Raw genomic sequence first — 17,695 nt, 5'->3', positions numbered from 1 at the left:
TACATTGGACAAATTGGTGATTGAAGGCGGGAAACCCCTCTCAGGATCCATACGCATCCATGGAGCAAAAAATGCCGCTTTACCGATTATGGCCGCAAGTTTGTTGGCAGATGGAGAAGTTACACTGCATAACGTTCCACACTTGCTGGACATTGAAGTGATGCTGTATATCCTGGAACGGCTTGGATGCACGTGTCGGCATGAACAGGGAACAGTGACGATTAATACCTCGTCTATCCGGTCATATGATGTGCCAGAAGATCTAATGAAGCAGATGCGCTCTTCCATTTTTTTGATGGGACCATTGCTGGCTAAGTTTGGGCAAGTGTCAGTGTATCAGCCAGGAGGCTGTGCCATTGGAGAACGCAAAATTGATCTTCACCTCCGGGGCCTGGAAGCGCTCGGAGCTTTGATTGAAGAGCAGGACCAACAGATTATCTGTCATGGGCACAATCTGGTGGGTACAGATATTCATTTGGATTTCCCAAGTGTGGGAGCGACCGAGAATATCATGATGGCAGCCGTTATGGCTAAAGGGACGACAACCATCTGCAACGCCGCAAGAGAACCTGAAATCCAGGACCTGCAACACTTTTTGAATGCTATGGGTGCAAGCATTATTGGTGCAGGAACGGACACAATCACGATCAATGGCGTTGAGAAACTGAAACCTTGTTCGTATGAGATTATACCGGATCGAATCGTGGCCGGAACCGTAATGATTGCAGCAGCAGCAACACGAGGCAATGTTACGCTTACACACTGCAATCCTGCTCATCTTACTTCACTTATACATGTATTGAAGCGCACTGGTGTTCAAATCACAGTCTGCAATGATATAATGACGGTGAGCTGTATGAGCCGTCCCAAATCAGTAGACCGTATTGTGACTTCTCCGTATCCTTCGTTTCCGACAGATTTGCAATCGCAAATCATGGTGCTGCTCAGTTTGGCAGACGGATTCAGTGTGATGAAGGAAACGGTATTCGAGGGCCGGTTCAAACATGTGGATGAACTGAATGTGATGGGGGCTGATATTTCAGTCGATCTGAACGCAGCATTTATCCGTGGTGTTCCCCGTCTGTACGGGGCTACAGTAGAAGCAACCGATCTTCGTGCAGGTGCAGCCCTGGTCATTGCTGGTCTGGCTGCTCAAGGCAAAACGGTTGTGGAGCAAGTGCATCATATTGACCGGGGCTACGATCAGATCGAGAAGTTATTCCAAAGTCTTGGAGCATCGGTTGAGCGACAGTCGCCCGTTTCGAAACAGTTGGATTTTGCCAATTAACGTCCTTGGCGTCCCCTTCTTGAAGGGAGGGGACCTGAGGCTTTGTGGAGCGCTACTTATGCCTAAAAGTCAAATTCCGGTTCTGAAGAAGAATCGGCCAAAAGGAAACACAAGCCGCAAAATTGTAATTATTCTCTTATTATTATTTATTGTATTGCTGGCTGTATTATTCTTTCGTTCTTCCATGAGTCGGATTTCGGCAATTGAAATTACGGGTAACGTATATACAGCAACTTCAGAACTGCTGGAGAAAAGCGGACTGAAAGAAGGCGAACAATTTTTTGGGACAAGTACTGCCGAGGTTATTGAGCGTCTCAAGACCATCAAGGCGATTTCCACCGTTACCGTGGACAAAAAGTTTCCGGGGATTATCCATATCAAGGTTCAGGAATATGCCACGGTTGCTTATGAGCTTGGTTCTGATGGTACGCTAAAAGCGATATTAGCCAGCGGGACAAGCTTGACAGTTCCGGCAACAATTGGTGTTGCTGTGGAGAAGCCTATATTGACACAATGGAAGGCTGATGATCCACTCAAAGCCAAACTGAGCCAGACACTGGCTAAAATTCCGAATGAATTGACGACGGATATTTCGGAAATTATTCCGAATCCAACGCCTTCATTTCCGGATCAGATTCGGATGTATACCAAATCGCAGTTTGAAGTGATTACAACCGTCTCTCTTTTATCGGATAAAGTGGAGTATCTGAATCAGGTGATTGAGACCGAACGGCCTGGGAAAATCACCATGCTTGAGGCAGATACCTATGTCCCTTTCATCCCGGATGACCCGGAAGATGATGCTGAACCAGGAGCAAGCCCCTGATCTTTGCCATGATGAGGCTGGACTGAATATGAAAGCCTAGGCAGGTCGGGGTTTGACCCCGTCAGAGCAATGAAACTTGTTCTTTCTGAGATGAAGAAAAAATGATACACTTGAACTTATGGCACATGAGTTGCCTCCTTCTTTTTTCTTCAATGTTTTATGTCTGGCAACCAGATTTTGACACCCAAAAACATTGTAGAAAAAAGAGGGAAAGCCTGAAGTGTGTTGAATATGTTTTAAGAGTGTTTAAATTCGAACGTAATTTACTATTGGAGTCAGGAGGTGCCACAGACTTGAGCAACAATGACATCATTGTTAGTTTGGACATCGGTACATCCAAAATTCGCGCTATTATTGGGGAAATGAATAATGGAACCTTTAATATTATAGGAGTTGGATCTGCCGACTCGGAGGGAATTCGCAAAGGTGTAATCGTAGATATCGATCAGACGGTGCAGTCGATTCGCAACGCAGTGGATCATGCAGAACGTATGGTAGGTATTCAAATATCCGAAGTGTATGTTGGAATCTCGGGAAATCATATCGGACTGATGAGCAGTCACGGCGTCGTGGCTGTGTCTAACGAGGATCGTGAAATCGGAGAAGAAGACATGGAACGGGTGTTGAAAGCAGCCGAAGTCATTGCAGTTCCGCCGGAACGGGAAATTATTGATGTTGTCGCCAAGCAATATGTTGTGGATGGCTTGGAGGGCATACAGGACCCCCGTGGTATGATTGGTGTTCGTCTGGAAGTTGAAGCAACGATCATAACGGGTGCAAAAACCGCGATACATAATCTTTTGCGCTGCGTGGAAAAAGCGGGTCTGAAAGTAAGCGATCTGGTTCTCATGTCGCTTGGAGCGGGTCAACTGGCTTTGTCCAAAGATGAAAAAACGATGGGTTCAGTGCTTGTTGATATTGGAGCAGGTGCAACAACCATCGCCATTTTTGAAGAAGACAGTCTTGTTGCAACATCAACGTTGCCTATAGGTGGGGAATTCGTAACAAATGATATCGCCTATGGCTTACGCACGTTAACGGATCAGGCGGAGAAGGTGAAACTGAAATATGGCTGCGCCTGGTTGGATGATGCTGCTGCGGATGTGATGTTCAAAGTCACCCGAATTGGCAGTAATGTAGACAAGGAGTTTTCACAGGAGGATCTGGCAGCAATTATTGAACCTAGGGTTCAAGAAATATTCCAGATGATATCCCAAGAAGTGAAGCGTCTTGGTTACAACGAGCTTCCTGGAGGTTATATACTAACGGGAGGTACGGTCTCTATGCCGGGGGTTCTGCAGGTCGCTCAGCATGAGCTTGCTGCTTCGGTACGAGTTGCAGTTCCGGATTATATTGGTGTGCGTGACCCCGGGTTTACAAGCGGAGTCGGCATATTGCACAGTGTAATTCGCAGTTTGCGCATTCGTCCCTCGATCAATAACGGCGGTGGAAATAACAACAACAATAATAACAACAAGAAACCGACCAACCGTCCGAAGCCAAATACGGCACAGGTATCGGAGCAAAAACCCGGTCTGTTCGAGCGGCTGAAGAATATGTTCAGCGAATTTATATAACAGGTTGGATCCATTTCATACATTCTTGAAGCCGTCTGAATGCGCCGGTACTAAAATAAACGCTTTCGTTCGTCGATATATGAAATTGATTCGGTTCAAATCAAAAATTGGACGGGCCATCCATGCACATTGAGGGGGAGATGGAATAATATGTTGGAATTTGATTTCGAGATGGAGAGCTTGGCTCAAATTAAAGTCATCGGTGTAGGCGGCGGCGGAAGCAATGCAGTCAACCGTATGATTGAAAATGGTGTACAAGGTGTTGAATTTATTACGGTGAATACGGATGCTCAGGCGTTACACCTGGCGAAATCCGAGCATAAATTGCAAATCGGTGATAAATTGACTCGTGGTCTTGGTGCTGGCGCCAACCCGGATGTAGGTAAAAAAGCAGCGGAAGAGTCCCGCGATCTGATCATGAACACGTTGAAAGGTGCAGACATGGTATTTGTTACAGCCGGTATGGGCGGTGGTACAGGTACAGGTGCGGCTCCGGTTATTGCCGAAATCGCTAAAGAGTGTGGTGCACTTACCGTTGGTGTCGTAACTCGTCCATTTACATTTGAAGGACGCAAGCGTTCCAGCCATGCAGAGCAAGGTATTGAAGCTCTCAAGGAAAAAGTCGACACACTGATCGTGATTCCTAATGATCGTTTGCTCGAAATCGTGGACAAAAAGACTCCTATGCTTGAAGCATTCCGTCAAGCGGATAACGTACTTCGTCAAGCTGTACAAGGCATCTCTGATTTGATCGCTGTACCGGGTCTAATCAACCTTGACTTTGCTGACGTCAAAACGATTATGCACGAACGTGGTTCAGCCCTTATGGGAATTGGTGAATCAACTGGTGAGAATCGTGCCGCAGAAGCAGCACGGAAAGCCATTATGAGTCCTTTGTTGGAAACTTCAATTGAAGGTGCTCGCGGCGTAATCATGAATATTACGGGTGGCGTTAATCTGTCCCTGTATGAAGTGAACGAAGCGGCAGAGATCGTAACTTCTGCTTCCGACCCGGAAGTGAATATGATCTTTGGTGCCATCATTGACGAAGACCTGAAAGAGGAGATTAAGGTTACGGTTATTGCAACCGGTTTTGAAGATAAACCTGCTCCACCACCAGGACGTAAGCCAGCTCCAGCAACAGCGGATACGACGGATACGCGTTCGCCGAACCTGCGTCCTTTCGGAAATCAGCCGAGCAATGATCAGCTGGACATTCCGACATTTTTACGCAATCGTTCACGCAATAATAACAACGATTAATACGCAAATCAATTTATTGGAAACCCGGTACTCCTTATGGAGCGACCGGGTTTTTTCTGTTTATTTAGATATCATAGCATACAGCAATGAACAAATTCTGAACAAAGAGCCTGAGCAATTCCGACAAAAAAAGTTGGAACCACACCCCCATGATTAGACAGACTTTGAACAGGGGGCTCCGTATACTTGTGAATATGCTCATGAATATCAGGATATCGGGTACCGGTATTTCGATATGTTGCGCGCAGGCAGGTGAAGACTTTGGTTGTTTATGTGGATCTGATTTTTTTGACAAACCTGTGTATTGACGGTGCACTCATCGGAATGACCGCCTGGATGCGCAAGACAAAGCTGGTTTGGTGGCGATGGTTGCTGTCAGCCATTGTGGGTGCATTATACGTGGTCATGATGTTTGTACCGGAGTTTGATTTTATGTTCACCTTTCTGATCAAGTTCGGGTTCTCGCTGGTCATGCTTACGATTGCTTTTGGTTTTAAAGGTCTGCAGGCTTTTGCGAGGACGCTCGGTACCTTCTATGTGATTAATTTTGTCGCTGCCGGAGGTATTCTGGGTGTGCATTACATGCTTCAGAGCTCCGGTGAGTTGTTTAACGGCATTTGGTTCACGGCTTCTGGCGGTATGTCATTTGATCTGAAAATTGCTTTCTGGTTCACGTTTATCGTATTTTTTGCTGTCCTGTTTTTATTCAAAGCTGTGCAGAGTTCCAAACGGAAAACGGATCGCATGACGACCTATTTGGGTAAAGTTGAGGTCTGCATCGATGAGGTAGTCATTTCTTGTACAGGCCTTCTGGATACGGGCAATCAACTTACAGATCCCTTATCGCGCATGCCGGTCATGGTGATGGAGGTTTCGTTATGGCAAGACATGTTACCCGCTTCATGGAAGGGTAGACTCAAGGACGAGGCGCCGGACAACCTTATTCTGGAGCTTGATCAGGAAAGTTTTCAGTGGCAGGATCGACTGCGGCTGGTGCCTTATCGGGGCATTAACAAAGGGACTGCGTTTATGCTGGCAATGAAGCCGGACCGGGTGAAGGTGACGATGGAGGAAACATGTTATGAGACGACAAGGGTACTTATTGGTCTGGATGGAGGTGTTTTGTCGTCTGATGGGAAATACCAGGCCGTGATTCATCCTGAACTTGTGCAAGACGCTGCTTCTGCGCAGTCTACGGCTCTCTCTGCGGGAGCAACAGAAAAGCCGCTGAATGTGGTATAGGAGGAACGTACATGCTTGTGAAATGGAAACTGGTGGCGCAGCTGCAATATTACCGTCTGTTATTTTTGTTGGGGCTCAAAAGTGAAGAGATCTATTATATTGGGGGAAGTGAGGCACTTCCGCCGCCTTTGACAAGGGAAGAGGAAGAATTTTTGCTGCAAAAATTATCCTCGGGAGACTCGGCCATTCGCGCGATGCTTATTGAGCGCAACCTGCGTCTGGTGGTGTACATTGCACGAAAATTTGAAAATACAGGAATCAATATTGAGGATTTGGTCTCCATTGGAGCGATCGGATTGATCAAGGCAGTTAATACATTTGACCCGGAAAAGAAAATCAAACTGGCAACCTATGCTTCACGTTGTATCGAAAATGAAATTTTAATGTACCTGAGACGTAATAGTAAGATCCGAACTGAAGTTTCTTTTGATGAACCGCTCAACATTGATTGGGATGGAAATGAACTATTATTATCCGATGTATTGGGTACTGAAAACGATACAATCTATCGGAATATTGAAGAGCAGGTAGACCGGAAACTTTTGCACAAGGCACTGGAAAAATTAACGGAGCGCGAGCGAATGATTATGGAGCTTCGTTTTGGCCTGACGGATGGGGAAGAAAAGACACAAAAAGATGTAGCCGATCTTCTCGGAATCTCCCAATCCTACATCTCTCGACTCGAAAAAAGAATCATTAAAAGACTCCGCAAGGAGTTCAATAAAATGGTCTGAAATACATCTTTAGTCAGAATGGGTATTACTGGCAAGGGTGCCAAGTACGAATAAAAAAGCCTGCCCCGGAGATAATGTACATTAATGTTTCTCCTTGGGAGGTAAATCACGATGACCCGAAACAAAGTCGAGATTTGTGGCGTGGACACCGCAAAATTGCCTGTCCTCACCAACACTGAAATGCGGGAATTGTTTCATTCCCTTCAGCAACACCATGATCGCTCAGCAAGAGAGAAATTAGTGAATGGCAACCTGCGTCTGGTACTCAGTGTCATTCAGCGTTTTAACAATCGGGGGGAGTTTGTCGATGATCTGTTCCAGGTTGGTTGCATCGGCCTGATGAAAGCCATTGATAATTTTGATTTATCCCAGAATGTCAAATTTTCAACCTACGCGGTGCCGATGATTATCGGTGAAATCCGTCGATACCTGCGTGATAATAACCCAATTCGGGTATCTCGCTCCTTGAGGGACATTGCTTACAAAGCACTTCAGGTCCGTGACAGCCTGACGAATAAAAATTCCCGGGAACCGACGATATTCGAAATTGCGGAAGTACTGAATGTGCCGAAGGAAGATGTTGTTTTTGCATTGGACGCCATTCAGGACCCGGTCTCGCTCTTCGAACCGATTTATCATGATGGTGGAGATCCGATCTATGTTATGGATCAGATCAGCGATGACAGAAACAAAGATGTGTCATGGATCGAGGAAATTGCACTCCGTGAAGCGATGCATCGTCTTGGTCAGCGGGAAAAAATGATTCTGTCGATGCGGTTTTTCGAAGGGAAAACCCAGATGGAAGTGGCTGATGAAATTGGCATTTCCCAGGCTCAGGTATCACGTCTGGAGAAATCAGCGATACAGCAGATGCAAAAACATGTAAAGTCATAACACGATGCAAAGGCAGAAGGACGATCAATCGGGGCAGTGTATACCGTTGGTCGTCTTTTTGTTTTGGACCGTTTCCACATTCGATGAAAAACAGGACATTTTTCGCCCCTGAAACATATATTGTATAGAAGCGTGAAGAACGGGCAGAAGAGGAATAACAGGGGGCGGGAATGAATGAAAGTAAATACGAGCGAAGTAGCGGCACGAGGCATGAAAATCTCTGACTTTCAGACAAAGGATGTTATTAACATTACGGATGGTAAACGCCTCGGTCAGATCAGTGATTTGGAGCTGGATCTGAAGCAGGGACGAATTGAAGCGATTGTTGTGCCAGGGTACAGCCGTTTTATGGGTCTTTTTGGCGGGGGGACGGATCTGGTGATTCCATGGAGAAACATTGTGAAGATTGGTTCAGATGTGATACTGGTGAAGATGGATGAGGTGAAGGAAAATACGTATGACGAGCGTGATCGCGAAGTGCGCCTGTATGATGAACAGCAGCATAACCGCACAGAGCGTGTGGAACGCATTGAACGGTCGGAACGTAATCAGCGTCGAACGATATAAATGAGACAGAATGTGGCTCATTTGGTACACTGGAAGTGGTGAGGTGAGATAATGGAACCCTTTGTATTGGATAAAGAATTACTTGAACGGACCAAGAACCCAAATTCAGATTTCGGTCCTGATCCGTTATTATTATATGTTGAGCCCTGGACACAGCAATTTGAACAGCTGTCAGTCGGGTTTACGACGAGACATGGTGGAGTTGGAAAAGTTCCGTATGCTACGCTTAATTGTGCTTATCATGTGGGGGATGATCCTGAAGTTGTACTTAACAACCGCAGGCTTGTAACCGAGAAGCTTGGTTTTGCAGCAGAAGCATGGACCTGTGGAGAGCAGGTGCATGGCAAACATGTAGCTGTAATTACCGCTGAAGATCGGAGCAGAGGATTACTTGATCGTCAATCTGCGTTGCAGGATACGGATGGATTGGTCACGAATGTGCCTGGTGTGCTGCTGACTTCTTTCTACGCAGACTGTGTTCCGCTTTATTTCTATGACCCTGTGCAGCAGGCGGTAGGTCTTGCTCATGCCGGCTGGAAAGGTACAGTCGCGGGTATCGCTGTATCCATGGTGGAGACGATGGAACGGGAGTATGGCAGCCGTAGGCAGGACATTCGAGCTGCAATCGGTCCGTCGATCGGGGATTGCTGTTATGAAGTGGATGAGGCGGTCATGCAGCATGTACGGGTTTGGTTTGATGATTCCCCGGTTAATGATAAATACGAGGATTCTGCTTCTAAACAAGCATATCGAGCCGTGAATAACGGTAAAACGATGTTAAACTTGAAAGAATGTAATCGACACATTATGATGAAAGCAGGAATAATGCCGGATCATATCGAATGTACAACATGGTGTACAAGTTGTCATCCCGAACTATTTTTCTCCTATCGGAAGGAAAATGGTGTTACAGGGCGGATGGCGAGCTGGATTGGGCTGGAAGAGAGGTGACCCTCTGTGTCATTGGAGGAGCGTATACAACAGGTAAATCAGAAGATCGAGGATGCATGTCGGCGCAGTAACCGTCATCGTGATGATGTGAATGTGATTGCGGTCACGAAATATGTCTCACTTGAAACAACGGGATCGGTGCTGGATCATGGTCTTGAGCATATTGGAGAAAATCGGTGGCAGGATGCACAGGCCAAATGGGAAGCTTTTGGTCAGCAGGGTACCTGGCACTTTATCGGTCATTTGCAGACAAACAAGGTGAAAGACGTGATTGGCAAGTTTCGTTACATACATTCACTGGATCGTTTGTCATTGGCGAAGGAGTTGGATAAAAAAGCAGCTTCACTTGGCATCCAAGTGGAAACGTTTTTGCAGGTGAATATTTCGGGTGAAGAGAGCAAGTATGGATTACAGCCTGAACAGGCAAGTTCTTTTTTGCGTGATATTCGTTCGTTCAACAATCTCAAGGTCGTTGGCCTAATGACTATGGCACCTCATGAGGAAGATCCGGAGCTGACGCGTCCCGTATTTCGTGGATTGCGTGAGCTGAGAGATCAACTGAATGGACAAGCCCTTACAGCAGAACCATTGACTGAACTGTCGATGGGGATGTCCAATGATTTTGAAGTGGCCATTGAAGAAGGTGCAACCTGGGTACGGCTAGGATCGATTCTCGTAGGAAAAGAGGAGGGTTCACGATGGGCGTAATGAATAAATTTATGAATTTCCTCGGACTTCAGGAAGAGGAAGAGATTGTGGAACGTGAACGAATGGCTGCGCAGGAGGAAAATGAGGCTGAACATCAGGAAGCTGAAACCTCCAGTCTCGATAAACGTAGAAACCAAAGGGGGAATAATGTGGTGAGCATTCATTCCCAGAAAAATGTTAAAGTTGTCCTGTATGAACCGCGTTCTTATGACGAGGCTCAGGAAATTGCCGACCATCTGCGTTCGCATCGTACCGTTGTGGTGAACTTGCAACGAATTCGCCAGGACCAAGCGCTGCGCGTTATAGATTTTTTGAGTGGCACGGTATATGCATTGGGTGGCGGTATTTCCAAAATCGGCGGAAACATTTTTCTCTGTACGCCAGATACGGTTGAAATTCAGGGATCAATTACGGAAATACTGGCTGACAGCGAGCAAGATTATAACAGAATGAGGTGAGCCACTTTTGTATCAGATTGAAAGCGTGTTGTACACGTTATACCAGATTTACTTTTACATGGTCATTGTCTACATATTGATGTCTTGGCTTCCCAATGCGCGGGAAAGCTTCATCGGTGAATGGCTGGGCAAATTAGTGGAACCATATCTAAGACCGTTTCGCCGATTTATACCGCCTTTGTTCGGTGTGCTGGATATTTCCCCGATTGTGGCGCTGATCGTTCTGCAACTTGCGCTTAATGGGCTGATCTCCATACTTCGGTATTTTGCATATTAGGGTAGGGTGACATAGATGAGCGGTGAAATTTACGAACATTTTAGCCATGATGAGCGGGATTATGTAGATAAGGCTTCGGATTGGGTTGAGCAGGCGGGTAAGTATCATGACATGAAGCTAACTGACTTTCTTGATCCAAGACAGGTTTTTATATTACAGACTCTTGCCAATCGCCGTAACGACGTTCAGATTCGTCTGGATGGTGGTTACGAGGCTGCTGAACGCAAGCGTGCGCTGGTTGCACCTGATTATATGTATCTGGATGATGAGGATATGGGTATGCAGGTGCTCAGTATTACGTCTGATGATCAGAAAATCTCGGAGCTGGAGCATGGGGACTATATGGGTTCCCTGCTCGGGCTTGGGATGAAACGTGGAAAGATCGGGGATATCCAAGTGCTGGAGGACGGTTGCCATACAGTGGTGGCGGCGGAAACCGGCGCTTTTTTATCGCTTCAACTGAATCAGGTGCATCGGTTACATGTGTTCACAGAGTTACTTCCTTTGAATCAGATGCGATGGTCAGAGAGTAAACTGGAGACGATGGACATTACGGTCGCTTCTCTTCGTTTGGATGGAATCTGCGCAGATGTGTATCGGCTTAGTCGCAGTAAAGTGCTGGCGCCGATCAAAGCTGGTCGCTGCCGTGTGAACTGGAAAGTTGAGGAAGATCCCTCCAAATCGCTAAAAGCGGGTGATGTCGTATCCATTCAGGGATTTGGCCGCTTCAAGGTTATGGAACAGGATGGGATGACCAAAAAAGGGCGCTGCCGAGTGAAAATCGGCAAATTTGCCTGAGTCTGTTGCAGGAAAATCCGCTTTCTTGTCGAAATGTTTATCATAAAGGTGTAGAAAATACGCGGTGTATCCGATAAACATTAAGTCAAAGCTTTACATGAACGTTGGAGGATGCAATTCTGATCCTGCATTCCGTATACGTTGCCAAGGTTAGGCATCAACGATACGGCCCCTTGGGTGGTACCCATATGCTGCAAACCTTCTCTGGACGGGAAGGAACTTTAACAGGAGGTGGACAGCATGCCATTAACGCCGCTGGACATACACAACAAGGAATTTTCCCGACGTTTGCGCGGGTATGACGAGGATGAAGTCAATGAATTCCTGGATCAAGTCATCAAAGATTACGAAGGCGTCATTCGCGAGAACAAAGAGCTGAGCAATCAGTTGCTGTCCGTTCAGGAGAAACTGGATCATTTTTCTACAATTGAAGAGACGCTTAGCAAAACGATTATCATTGCGCAGGAAGCTGCTGATGATGTGAAGGGTAATGCGAAGAAAGAAGCGCAGTTGATCGTGAAGGAAGCAGAGAAAAATGCAGACCGGATCGTGAACGAATCGTTGGGCAAATCTCGCAAAATTGCTTTGGAAGTGGAAGAACTGAAAAAGCAGGCCTCGATTTATCGTGCCCGTTTCCGCACGCTTGTTGAAGCGCAGCTTGAACTGTTGACTCAGGATGGTTGGGAAGTGCTGGAGAGCCGGGAGCAGGAAGTGCGTGACCGTGAGCGGGAGATGAAAGAAATTTATTAGTCTGTCGCCTGGTTGACTTTTGTCTGCAAAGAGGCTATAACTATATTCATAATGAATAGTGATTCCATGACGGGTTCAGTACGTTATGATCTCATCCCTCAGAGAGTTGGTGGTTGGTGCAAACCAATGGATGAGTTATAGCCGAATATCTCCCCGGAGAAGTGACGCTGAAGCGGTGATTATGATTGCCGTGTGTAAGCCGAACCGTAAGCCGTACGTTATAACGGCACCCTGCAGTAGTTTAGCGGGGCATAAGCGCTGTTGATGACAGAGCATACCCAGGTTTGCCTGGATGTGGTTTGTGATGAACAGAATTAGGGTGGTAACGCGAGTATAGTCTCGTCCCTTTCCAGGGACGGGGCTTTTTTGTGTCCAAAAAAGGCGAACGTTCATGAGGCCCGAAGGGACCTCAAGGAGAGAGCCGCCCGCCGGGAAAGCGAAGCACCCGGCACACGGGTTTCGCCAAGGCGAACGTCCATGAGGCCCGAAGGGACCTCAAGGAGAGAGCCGCTCGCCGGGAAAGCGAAGCACCCGGCAACACCCGCCTCGCGGTAAGGCCATGCGGCGTTCATGCAGGGAACAGCCGCAAAATGGCCGCCATCACGCACATTAACCCTCGCCCATAAGCGCCAGCGCTCCCCCACCGATAACCCATCCCGGGTGTCCAGAAGGCGGAGCGCCTATGGGGTCCCCCTTGGCAAGGGGGATTTAGGGGGATTGAAACGCTTTTTGTGGACGGTCCACAATCCAACCAAAGAAAGGGAAGATAATCATCATGCAACGAGTTGACGTCAAAGAGAAGGCACGTGCCAGAGAATTACGCGTGTTAGATAAATGGAAAACGGAGAATACATTCAAAAGATCCATCGAAAACCGGGAGGGCAAGCCAAACTTCGTATTTTATGAAGGGCCGCCTACAGCAAACGGTAAACCGCATATCGGTCACGTACTGGGACGGGTAATCAAGGATTTTGTTGGACGGTATAACACGATGAAGGGTTACCGTGTTGTTCGTAAAGCAGGCTGGGATACACATGGTCTGCCTGTAGAACTGGGTGTACAGAAGAAGCTTGGTATCTCCCACAAGTGGGAAATCGAAGATTATGGCGTGGAGAAATTCATTAACGAATGTAAAGCGAGCGTATTCGAGTACGAGCAACAATGGCGTGATTTGACAGAAGGCATCGGATATTGGACGGATATGAATAACCCGTATATCACCCTTGATAACAACTACATCGAGAGTGTATGGAACATCCTGGCGACGATCCATGAGAAAGGCCTGTTGTATCGTGGTCACCGTGTGAGCCCGTATTGTCCTTCTTGTCAGACAACACTGAGTTCCCATGAAGTTGCACAAGGGTACAAAGACGTCAAAGATCTGAGTGCTACAGCGAAATTCAAACTGAATGACAGCGGAGAATTTGTACTGGCTTGGACGACAACACCTTGGACACTGCCTTCACACGTTGCACTTGCCGTGAATCCGGATATGGACTACTCCCGTGTTCGTCAAGGTGATGAAGTGTACATCATGGCAACCAATCTAGTTGAAAAAGTGATGAAAGATACCAAGGGTGAGTATGAAATCATCGGTGCACTGAAAGGTGCTGATCTGGTTGGCAAAACGTATGATCCTCCGTTCAACTACGTACAGGCTGAGAAAGCCAACATCATTCTGGGTGCAGGCTTTGTAACGGATGCAAGTGGTACGGGTATCGTACACATGGCTCCTGCCCATGGTGAAGATGACTACCGTGTATGCCGTGAGAATGGGATCAGCTTTGTGAACATGGTGGACTTGGAAGGCAAATTTGTCGCTGAGGTTACTGACTTTGCGGGACGTTTCGTGAAGGATTGTGATATTGATATCGTAAGATATCTGTCTGAGCATGGACGGTTGTTCAGCAAAGAAAAATATGAGCACAGCTATCCATTCTGCTGGCGTTGTGATACACCGCTTCTGTACTATGCGATGGACAGCTGGTTTATCCAAACAACAGCCATCAAGGACCAATTGATTGCCAACAACAGTGAAGTGGATTGGTACCCAGGTCACGTTCGTGAAGGTCGCTTCGGGAAATTCCTTGAGGATCTGGTGGATTGGAACATCAGCCGTGATCGTTATTGGGGAACTCCGCTGAACATCTGGGTGTGCGAGGAGACTGGCGAACAATTTGCACCACACAGCATTGCAGAATTGCGTGCTCGTGCGGTAGGTGATGTGCCTGAGAATCTTGAATTGCATAAACCATATGTGGATGAAGTTAAAGTCATGAGCTCTTGTGGCAAATATGAGATGAAACGTACACCGGAAGTGATCGATGTCTGGTTCGACAGCGGCTCCATGCCGTTTGCCCAGCAGCACTATCCATTTGAAAATAAAGAAGTATTCGAACAGCAGTATCCTGCGGATATGATCTGTGAGGGAATTGACCAGACACGTGGCTGGTTCTACAGCTTGCTGGCGGTTTCCACCCTTTTGACAGGCAAAGCGCCTTACAAAGCGGTTATGGCTACAGGACACGTTCTTGACGAGAACGGACAGAAGATGTCCAAATCCAAAGGTAACGTTATCGATCCTTGGGAAGTAATTGAAGAATACGGTACAGATGCATTCCGCTGGGCTTTGTTGTCTGACAGTGCACCGTGGAACAGCAAACGTTTCTCCAAAGGTATCGTAGGGGAAGCCAAATCCAAAATGGTGGATACGCTGGTCAACACCCATGCATTCCTGACGCTTTATGCTACCATTGATGGATTTGATCCACAGGAGCACCCGTTCCAACTGTCCGCACACAAGCTGGATCGCTGGATTCTGTCGAGACTGAACAGCCTGATCTTGGTTGTAGAAAAAGCGCTGCTGGTTAACGACTATCTGAACTCTTCCAAAGCGATTGAAGCATTTGTTGATGAGTTGAGTAACTGGTACATCCGTCGTTCCCGTGACCGTTTCTGGGGCAGTGGCCTGACAGACGATAAATTGGACGCTTACCGTACATTGACTGAGGTACTGGTGACTACTGCGAAGTTGGTTGCTCCGTTTACACCGATGCTGGCAGAAGACATCTATCTGAACCTTGCAACAGGTGAGAGTGTGCACATGGAAGACTATCCAGTAGCCAACGAAGCGCTGATTGATGCAGGGCTGGAACAGGATATGGAGACGGCTCGCCGCGTGGTTGAACTTGCCCGTAACGTTCGTAACGAAACAGGCATCAAGACACGTCAGCCACTGTCCGAATTGATCGTTTCACTCGATAAAGGGTTTGACCTGGCAAGTTATGAAGAGATCATCAAGGAAGAGATCAATGTAAAAGGAATCCGTACGGAGCATAATGATGCGGAATTCGTTGACTTTACATTGAAGCTGAACCTGAAAGTTGCAGGTAAGAAATACGGTAAAAACGTAGGATTCCTGCAAAACTTCTTCAAGGGAATGACGGCCGATGAGACGCGTAAAGTGGTTTCGGAGGGTGTGCTGAACATCGTTTCTCCGGAAGGCGAAGAGCTGCAAGTGACGAGCGAAGAATTATTGGTTGATAAACAGGCCAAATCAGGTTTTGCTTCAGCATCGGGTTACGGTCTGACGGTTGCGCTCAATACCGAAATCACGCCAGCATTGGAACAGGAAGGCTGGGTCCGTGAAGTGGTTCGTGCTGTGCAGGATACCCGGAAACGACTGGATCTGCCAATTGAGAAAAGAGTACGTTTGACACTGGATGTGGATGCATCTCTTCAGGAAGCTATTCAGGCGTTTGATGATGTGTTGCGTGAAAATGTTCTCGTAACCGAAGTTACATTTGGTTCGAATGAGTCGATGGAACGTGTTGAAGCCGGAGGCAAATCGATCGGTATTTACATCGAAGCGTAATTCGGAGCATGTCCCATTCAACAGGGATAGAATATAGAGCATAAACAAACGAGCCGCAGAGGCAGGGACATATTCCCTGTATCTGGGCTCGTTTGTTTTTTAGGCAATAAGGCAATGATTCTATAGTGCAGTCAATCTATATTGATCAAAGGAACTGACCAAAACATGAGCGAACATGACAAGCAAACTGCATCCACTTCACAACAATCAACGTCAGATAATCTCAATTCCCATGACAAAATTGAAGAGTTACATACCCTGACAAACCGTCTGGCGAATGAACTGGAACGTTCACGAATTGCGCAATACACAGAATTGCTGAACAGGCCATGGAAATTGATTGGACTTAACCTGTTGTCAGGAGCCGCACGAGGTGTGGGGATTGCGATTGGGTTTACCTTTTTCGCAGCAACGATCATTTACGTTTTGCAGCTACTTGGGGCGCTCAATCTTCCCATTGTTGGAGATTACATCGCTGATATTGTGCGCATTGTCCAGCGTCAGCTTGATATGAACACTTACTAAGCGATTAGTAATTAAAGGTGAAAGATATCAAAGTACATTTAGTAAATGTCATCCGTCTCCATATCCGGTTCTAACAGACCCTCGCCCTCACGGTTCTCCAGGTACTGACGATATTGCCTATTGCGCACGATGGAGACGTCATGACCATAGATGTCCGTGGCAACAAAACTTTCGTACGCTTCAACGCAGCCTTCCACTTCATCGGTAGCTTCAATCGCCATAACATCATAGCTGTCGATATCGCGTCCTTCAGCCATGGCTGGTGAGTTCGATGTGCCCCAACTTTCAACAATCTGCCAAGTGTCTTCACCATCGAAGCCATTTTGATCATCTCGCTCGTCCAGACTGGTTCGACCAAATGCCGGGGCAAGGAATTCTTCCTCTACAGGGCGGTTCTCAGAGACAACGGTTTCTGGTTGATGTTTTTTGCAGTATTTGGTGTAGGGGACAGCTTCCATGCGTTCATAAGGGATGGGTTGCTGACAGACCGCACATGTACCGTAATGTCCTTCTTCGATGGAGTGCAGTGCAGAATCGATTCGTTCCAATTGGAATTCATCATGTTCCAGCAGGGAAATATCTTTCTCGCGTTCATACACCTCCGTGGCTATGTCACCAGGATGATTATCAATTGGTGATAATTCACCTGTCTGTAGTTTAAGGGAGTCTCCAAGGCCATAATGCTCGTTTTCCGACAGTCTATGTTCAATATCGCGCTTATCGGACATCAGTTGGGAACGTAAAAATTGCAGTTGTTCGTTAGTAAAATGTGACATGATTTTCCCCTTTCTGCTTTCATGCTGGAATCCGGATTTTGACTCTATTGTAGGATGTGCCATTGAGGGCAAGATTACAGAAGGGAAATGTTATCGTTTTTGCCATAAGCATTGCGATGTAGCGCGTCGTGGACGATTTCCAAACAGCTGTGCTACAATAAACAAGTCTGGCGTAAGCCTGGTATCG

The 17,695-nt window shown here is 46.9% G+C and carries 17 protein-coding genes and 1 other annotated feature; of the genes, 16 read left to right on the top strand and 1 reads right to left on the bottom strand.

From position 1 onward, the window contains the following. The first annotated feature begins 4 nt into the window (after positions 1-4). From murA to NSQ20_RS22235, 16 genes are all read left to right on the top strand, one after another. Positions 5-1,288: a UDP-N-acetylglucosamine 1-carboxyvinyltransferase gene (gene murA, locus NSQ20_RS22310; RefSeq protein ID WP_036614867.1), complete on the top strand. Its 1,284-nt coding sequence runs from the start codon at positions 5-7 to the stop codon at positions 1,286-1,288. A gap of 58 nt (positions 1,289-1,346) precedes the next feature. Continuing rightward, a complete protein-coding gene (locus NSQ20_RS22305) occupies positions 1,347-2,114 on the top strand; it encodes an FtsQ-type POTRA domain-containing protein (protein ID WP_036614865.1) in 768 nt (255 codons plus the stop codon). A 293-nt stretch (positions 2,115-2,407) separates the two neighbouring features. Beyond that, positions 2,408-3,691 (top strand): cell division protein FtsA, encoded by a 1,284-nt coding sequence (gene ftsA, locus NSQ20_RS22300; protein ID WP_340030898.1) that lies wholly within the window; start codon positions 2,408-2,410, stop codon positions 3,689-3,691. A 150-nt stretch (positions 3,692-3,841) separates the two neighbouring features. Continuing rightward, the gene (ftsZ, locus tag NSQ20_RS22295) at positions 3,842-4,954 is read left to right on the top strand and encodes a cell division protein FtsZ (RefSeq protein ID WP_340030897.1); all 1,113 of its coding nucleotides are present in this window, start codon (positions 3,842-3,844) and stop codon (positions 4,952-4,954) included. A gap of 261 nt (positions 4,955-5,215) precedes the next feature. Continuing rightward, positions 5,216-6,196 carry a sigma-E processing peptidase SpoIIGA gene (spoIIGA, locus tag NSQ20_RS22290; protein ID WP_091014080.1) on the top strand — a complete coding sequence of 327 codons (981 nt, stop codon included), beginning with the start codon at positions 5,216-5,218 and terminating at the stop codon, positions 6,194-6,196. 11 nt (positions 6,197-6,207) lie between these two features. Beyond that, entirely contained in the window at positions 6,208-6,930 is a 723-nt protein-coding gene (gene sigE / locus NSQ20_RS22285) for an RNA polymerase sporulation sigma factor SigE (protein WP_017687308.1), read from the top strand. A 111-nt stretch (positions 6,931-7,041) separates the two neighbouring features. Beyond that, positions 7,042-7,824, top strand: a complete 783-nt coding sequence (gene sigG / locus NSQ20_RS22280; RefSeq protein ID WP_017687309.1) for an RNA polymerase sporulation sigma factor SigG — start codon at positions 7,042-7,044, stop codon at positions 7,822-7,824. A gap of 174 nt (positions 7,825-7,998) precedes the next feature. Next, the gene (locus tag NSQ20_RS22275; RefSeq protein ID WP_340030895.1) at positions 7,999-8,391 is read left to right on the top strand and encodes a YlmC/YmxH family sporulation protein; all 393 of its coding nucleotides are present in this window, start codon (positions 7,999-8,001) and stop codon (positions 8,389-8,391) included. A gap of 51 nt (positions 8,392-8,442) precedes the next feature. Next, entirely contained in the window at positions 8,443-9,342 is a 900-nt protein-coding gene (gene pgeF, locus NSQ20_RS22270) for a peptidoglycan editing factor PgeF (protein WP_340030893.1), read from the top strand. Between the two features lie 6 nt (positions 9,343-9,348). Further along, complete coding sequence (locus NSQ20_RS22265) at positions 9,349-10,050, top strand: YggS family pyridoxal phosphate-dependent enzyme (protein WP_036614854.1); 702 nt, start codon at positions 9,349-9,351, stop codon at positions 10,048-10,050. After that, positions 10,041-10,508, top strand: a complete 468-nt coding sequence (locus tag NSQ20_RS22260; RefSeq protein ID WP_036614853.1) for a cell division protein SepF — start codon at positions 10,041-10,043, stop codon at positions 10,506-10,508. The genes NSQ20_RS22265 and NSQ20_RS22260 overlap by 10 nt, the downstream gene beginning before the upstream one ends. 7 nt (positions 10,509-10,515) lie before the next feature. Continuing rightward, the gene (locus tag NSQ20_RS22255) at positions 10,516-10,785 is read left to right on the top strand and encodes a YggT family protein (RefSeq protein ID WP_036674839.1); all 270 of its coding nucleotides are present in this window, start codon (positions 10,516-10,518) and stop codon (positions 10,783-10,785) included. Positions 10,786-10,800: 15 nt separating this feature from the next. Beyond that, positions 10,801-11,583, top strand: a complete 783-nt coding sequence (locus tag NSQ20_RS22250; protein WP_340030892.1) for a YlmH/Sll1252 family protein — start codon at positions 10,801-10,803, stop codon at positions 11,581-11,583. Positions 11,584-11,823: 240 nt separating this feature from the next. Beyond that, positions 11,824-12,333, top strand: a complete 510-nt coding sequence (locus NSQ20_RS22245; protein ID WP_017687316.1) for a DivIVA domain-containing protein — start codon at positions 11,824-11,826, stop codon at positions 12,331-12,333. 57 nt (positions 12,334-12,390) lie between these two features. Then, positions 12,391-12,683: a binding site (T-box leader), on the top strand. A 425-nt stretch (positions 12,684-13,108) separates the two neighbouring features. After that, entirely contained in the window at positions 13,109-16,207 is a 3,099-nt protein-coding gene (ileS, locus tag NSQ20_RS22240; RefSeq protein ID WP_338706576.1) for an isoleucine--tRNA ligase, read from the top strand. A gap of 165 nt (positions 16,208-16,372) precedes the next feature. After that, positions 16,373-16,732, top strand: a complete 360-nt coding sequence (locus NSQ20_RS22235) for a DUF5665 domain-containing protein (RefSeq protein ID WP_017687319.1) — start codon at positions 16,373-16,375, stop codon at positions 16,730-16,732. Between the two features lie 38 nt (positions 16,733-16,770). On the opposite strand, the gene NSQ20_RS22230 is transcribed toward NSQ20_RS22235, so the two are convergent. Then, the gene (locus tag NSQ20_RS22230) at positions 16,771-17,508 is read right to left on the bottom strand and encodes a TraR/DksA C4-type zinc finger protein (protein WP_036614837.1); all 738 of its coding nucleotides are present in this window, start codon (positions 17,506-17,508) and stop codon (positions 16,771-16,773) included. Positions 17,509-17,695 lie beyond the last annotated feature (187 nt).

This window comes from Paenibacillus sp. FSL K6-1122, from assembly GCF_037977015.1.
In the GTDB taxonomy this organism is placed as follows: domain Bacteria; phylum Bacillota; class Bacilli; order Paenibacillales; family Paenibacillaceae; genus Paenibacillus; species Paenibacillus amylolyticus.
Note: the sequence above shows the minus strand (reverse complement) of the source record. Positions and strands in the feature narration are given on the sequence as shown.

Excerpts from the sequence above, each read along its gene's own strand:
- NSQ20_RS22250 (WP_340030892.1), top strand. The coding sequence starts at position 10,801 with ATGAGCGGTGAAATTTACGAACATTTTAGCCATGATGAGCGGGATTAT.
- ileS (WP_338706576.1), top strand. The coding sequence starts at position 13,109 with ATGCAACGAGTTGACGTCAAAGAGAAGGCACGTGCCAGAGAATTACGC.
- NSQ20_RS22305 (WP_036614865.1), top strand. The coding sequence starts at position 1,347 with ATGCCTAAAAGTCAAATTCCGGTTCTGAAGAAGAATCGGCCAAAAGGA.
- NSQ20_RS22245 (WP_017687316.1), top strand. The coding sequence starts at position 11,824 with ATGCCATTAACGCCGCTGGACATACACAACAAGGAATTTTCCCGACGT.
- NSQ20_RS22230 (WP_036614837.1), bottom strand. The coding sequence starts at position 17,508 with ATGTCACATTTTACTAACGAACAACTGCAATTTTTACGTTCCCAACTG.
- pgeF (WP_340030893.1), top strand. The coding sequence starts at position 8,443 with ATGGAACCCTTTGTATTGGATAAAGAATTACTTGAACGGACCAAGAAC.
- NSQ20_RS22235 (WP_017687319.1), top strand. The coding sequence starts at position 16,373 with ATGAGCGAACATGACAAGCAAACTGCATCCACTTCACAACAATCAACG.
- ftsZ (WP_340030897.1), top strand. The coding sequence starts at position 3,842 with ATGTTGGAATTTGATTTCGAGATGGAGAGCTTGGCTCAAATTAAAGTC.
- sigE (WP_017687308.1), top strand. The coding sequence starts at position 6,208 with ATGCTTGTGAAATGGAAACTGGTGGCGCAGCTGCAATATTACCGTCTG.
- sigG (WP_017687309.1), top strand. The coding sequence starts at position 7,042 with ATGACCCGAAACAAAGTCGAGATTTGTGGCGTGGACACCGCAAAATTG.
- NSQ20_RS22260 (WP_036614853.1), top strand. The coding sequence starts at position 10,041 with ATGGGCGTAATGAATAAATTTATGAATTTCCTCGGACTTCAGGAAGAG.
- NSQ20_RS22275 (WP_340030895.1), top strand. The coding sequence starts at position 7,999 with ATGAAAGTAAATACGAGCGAAGTAGCGGCACGAGGCATGAAAATCTCT.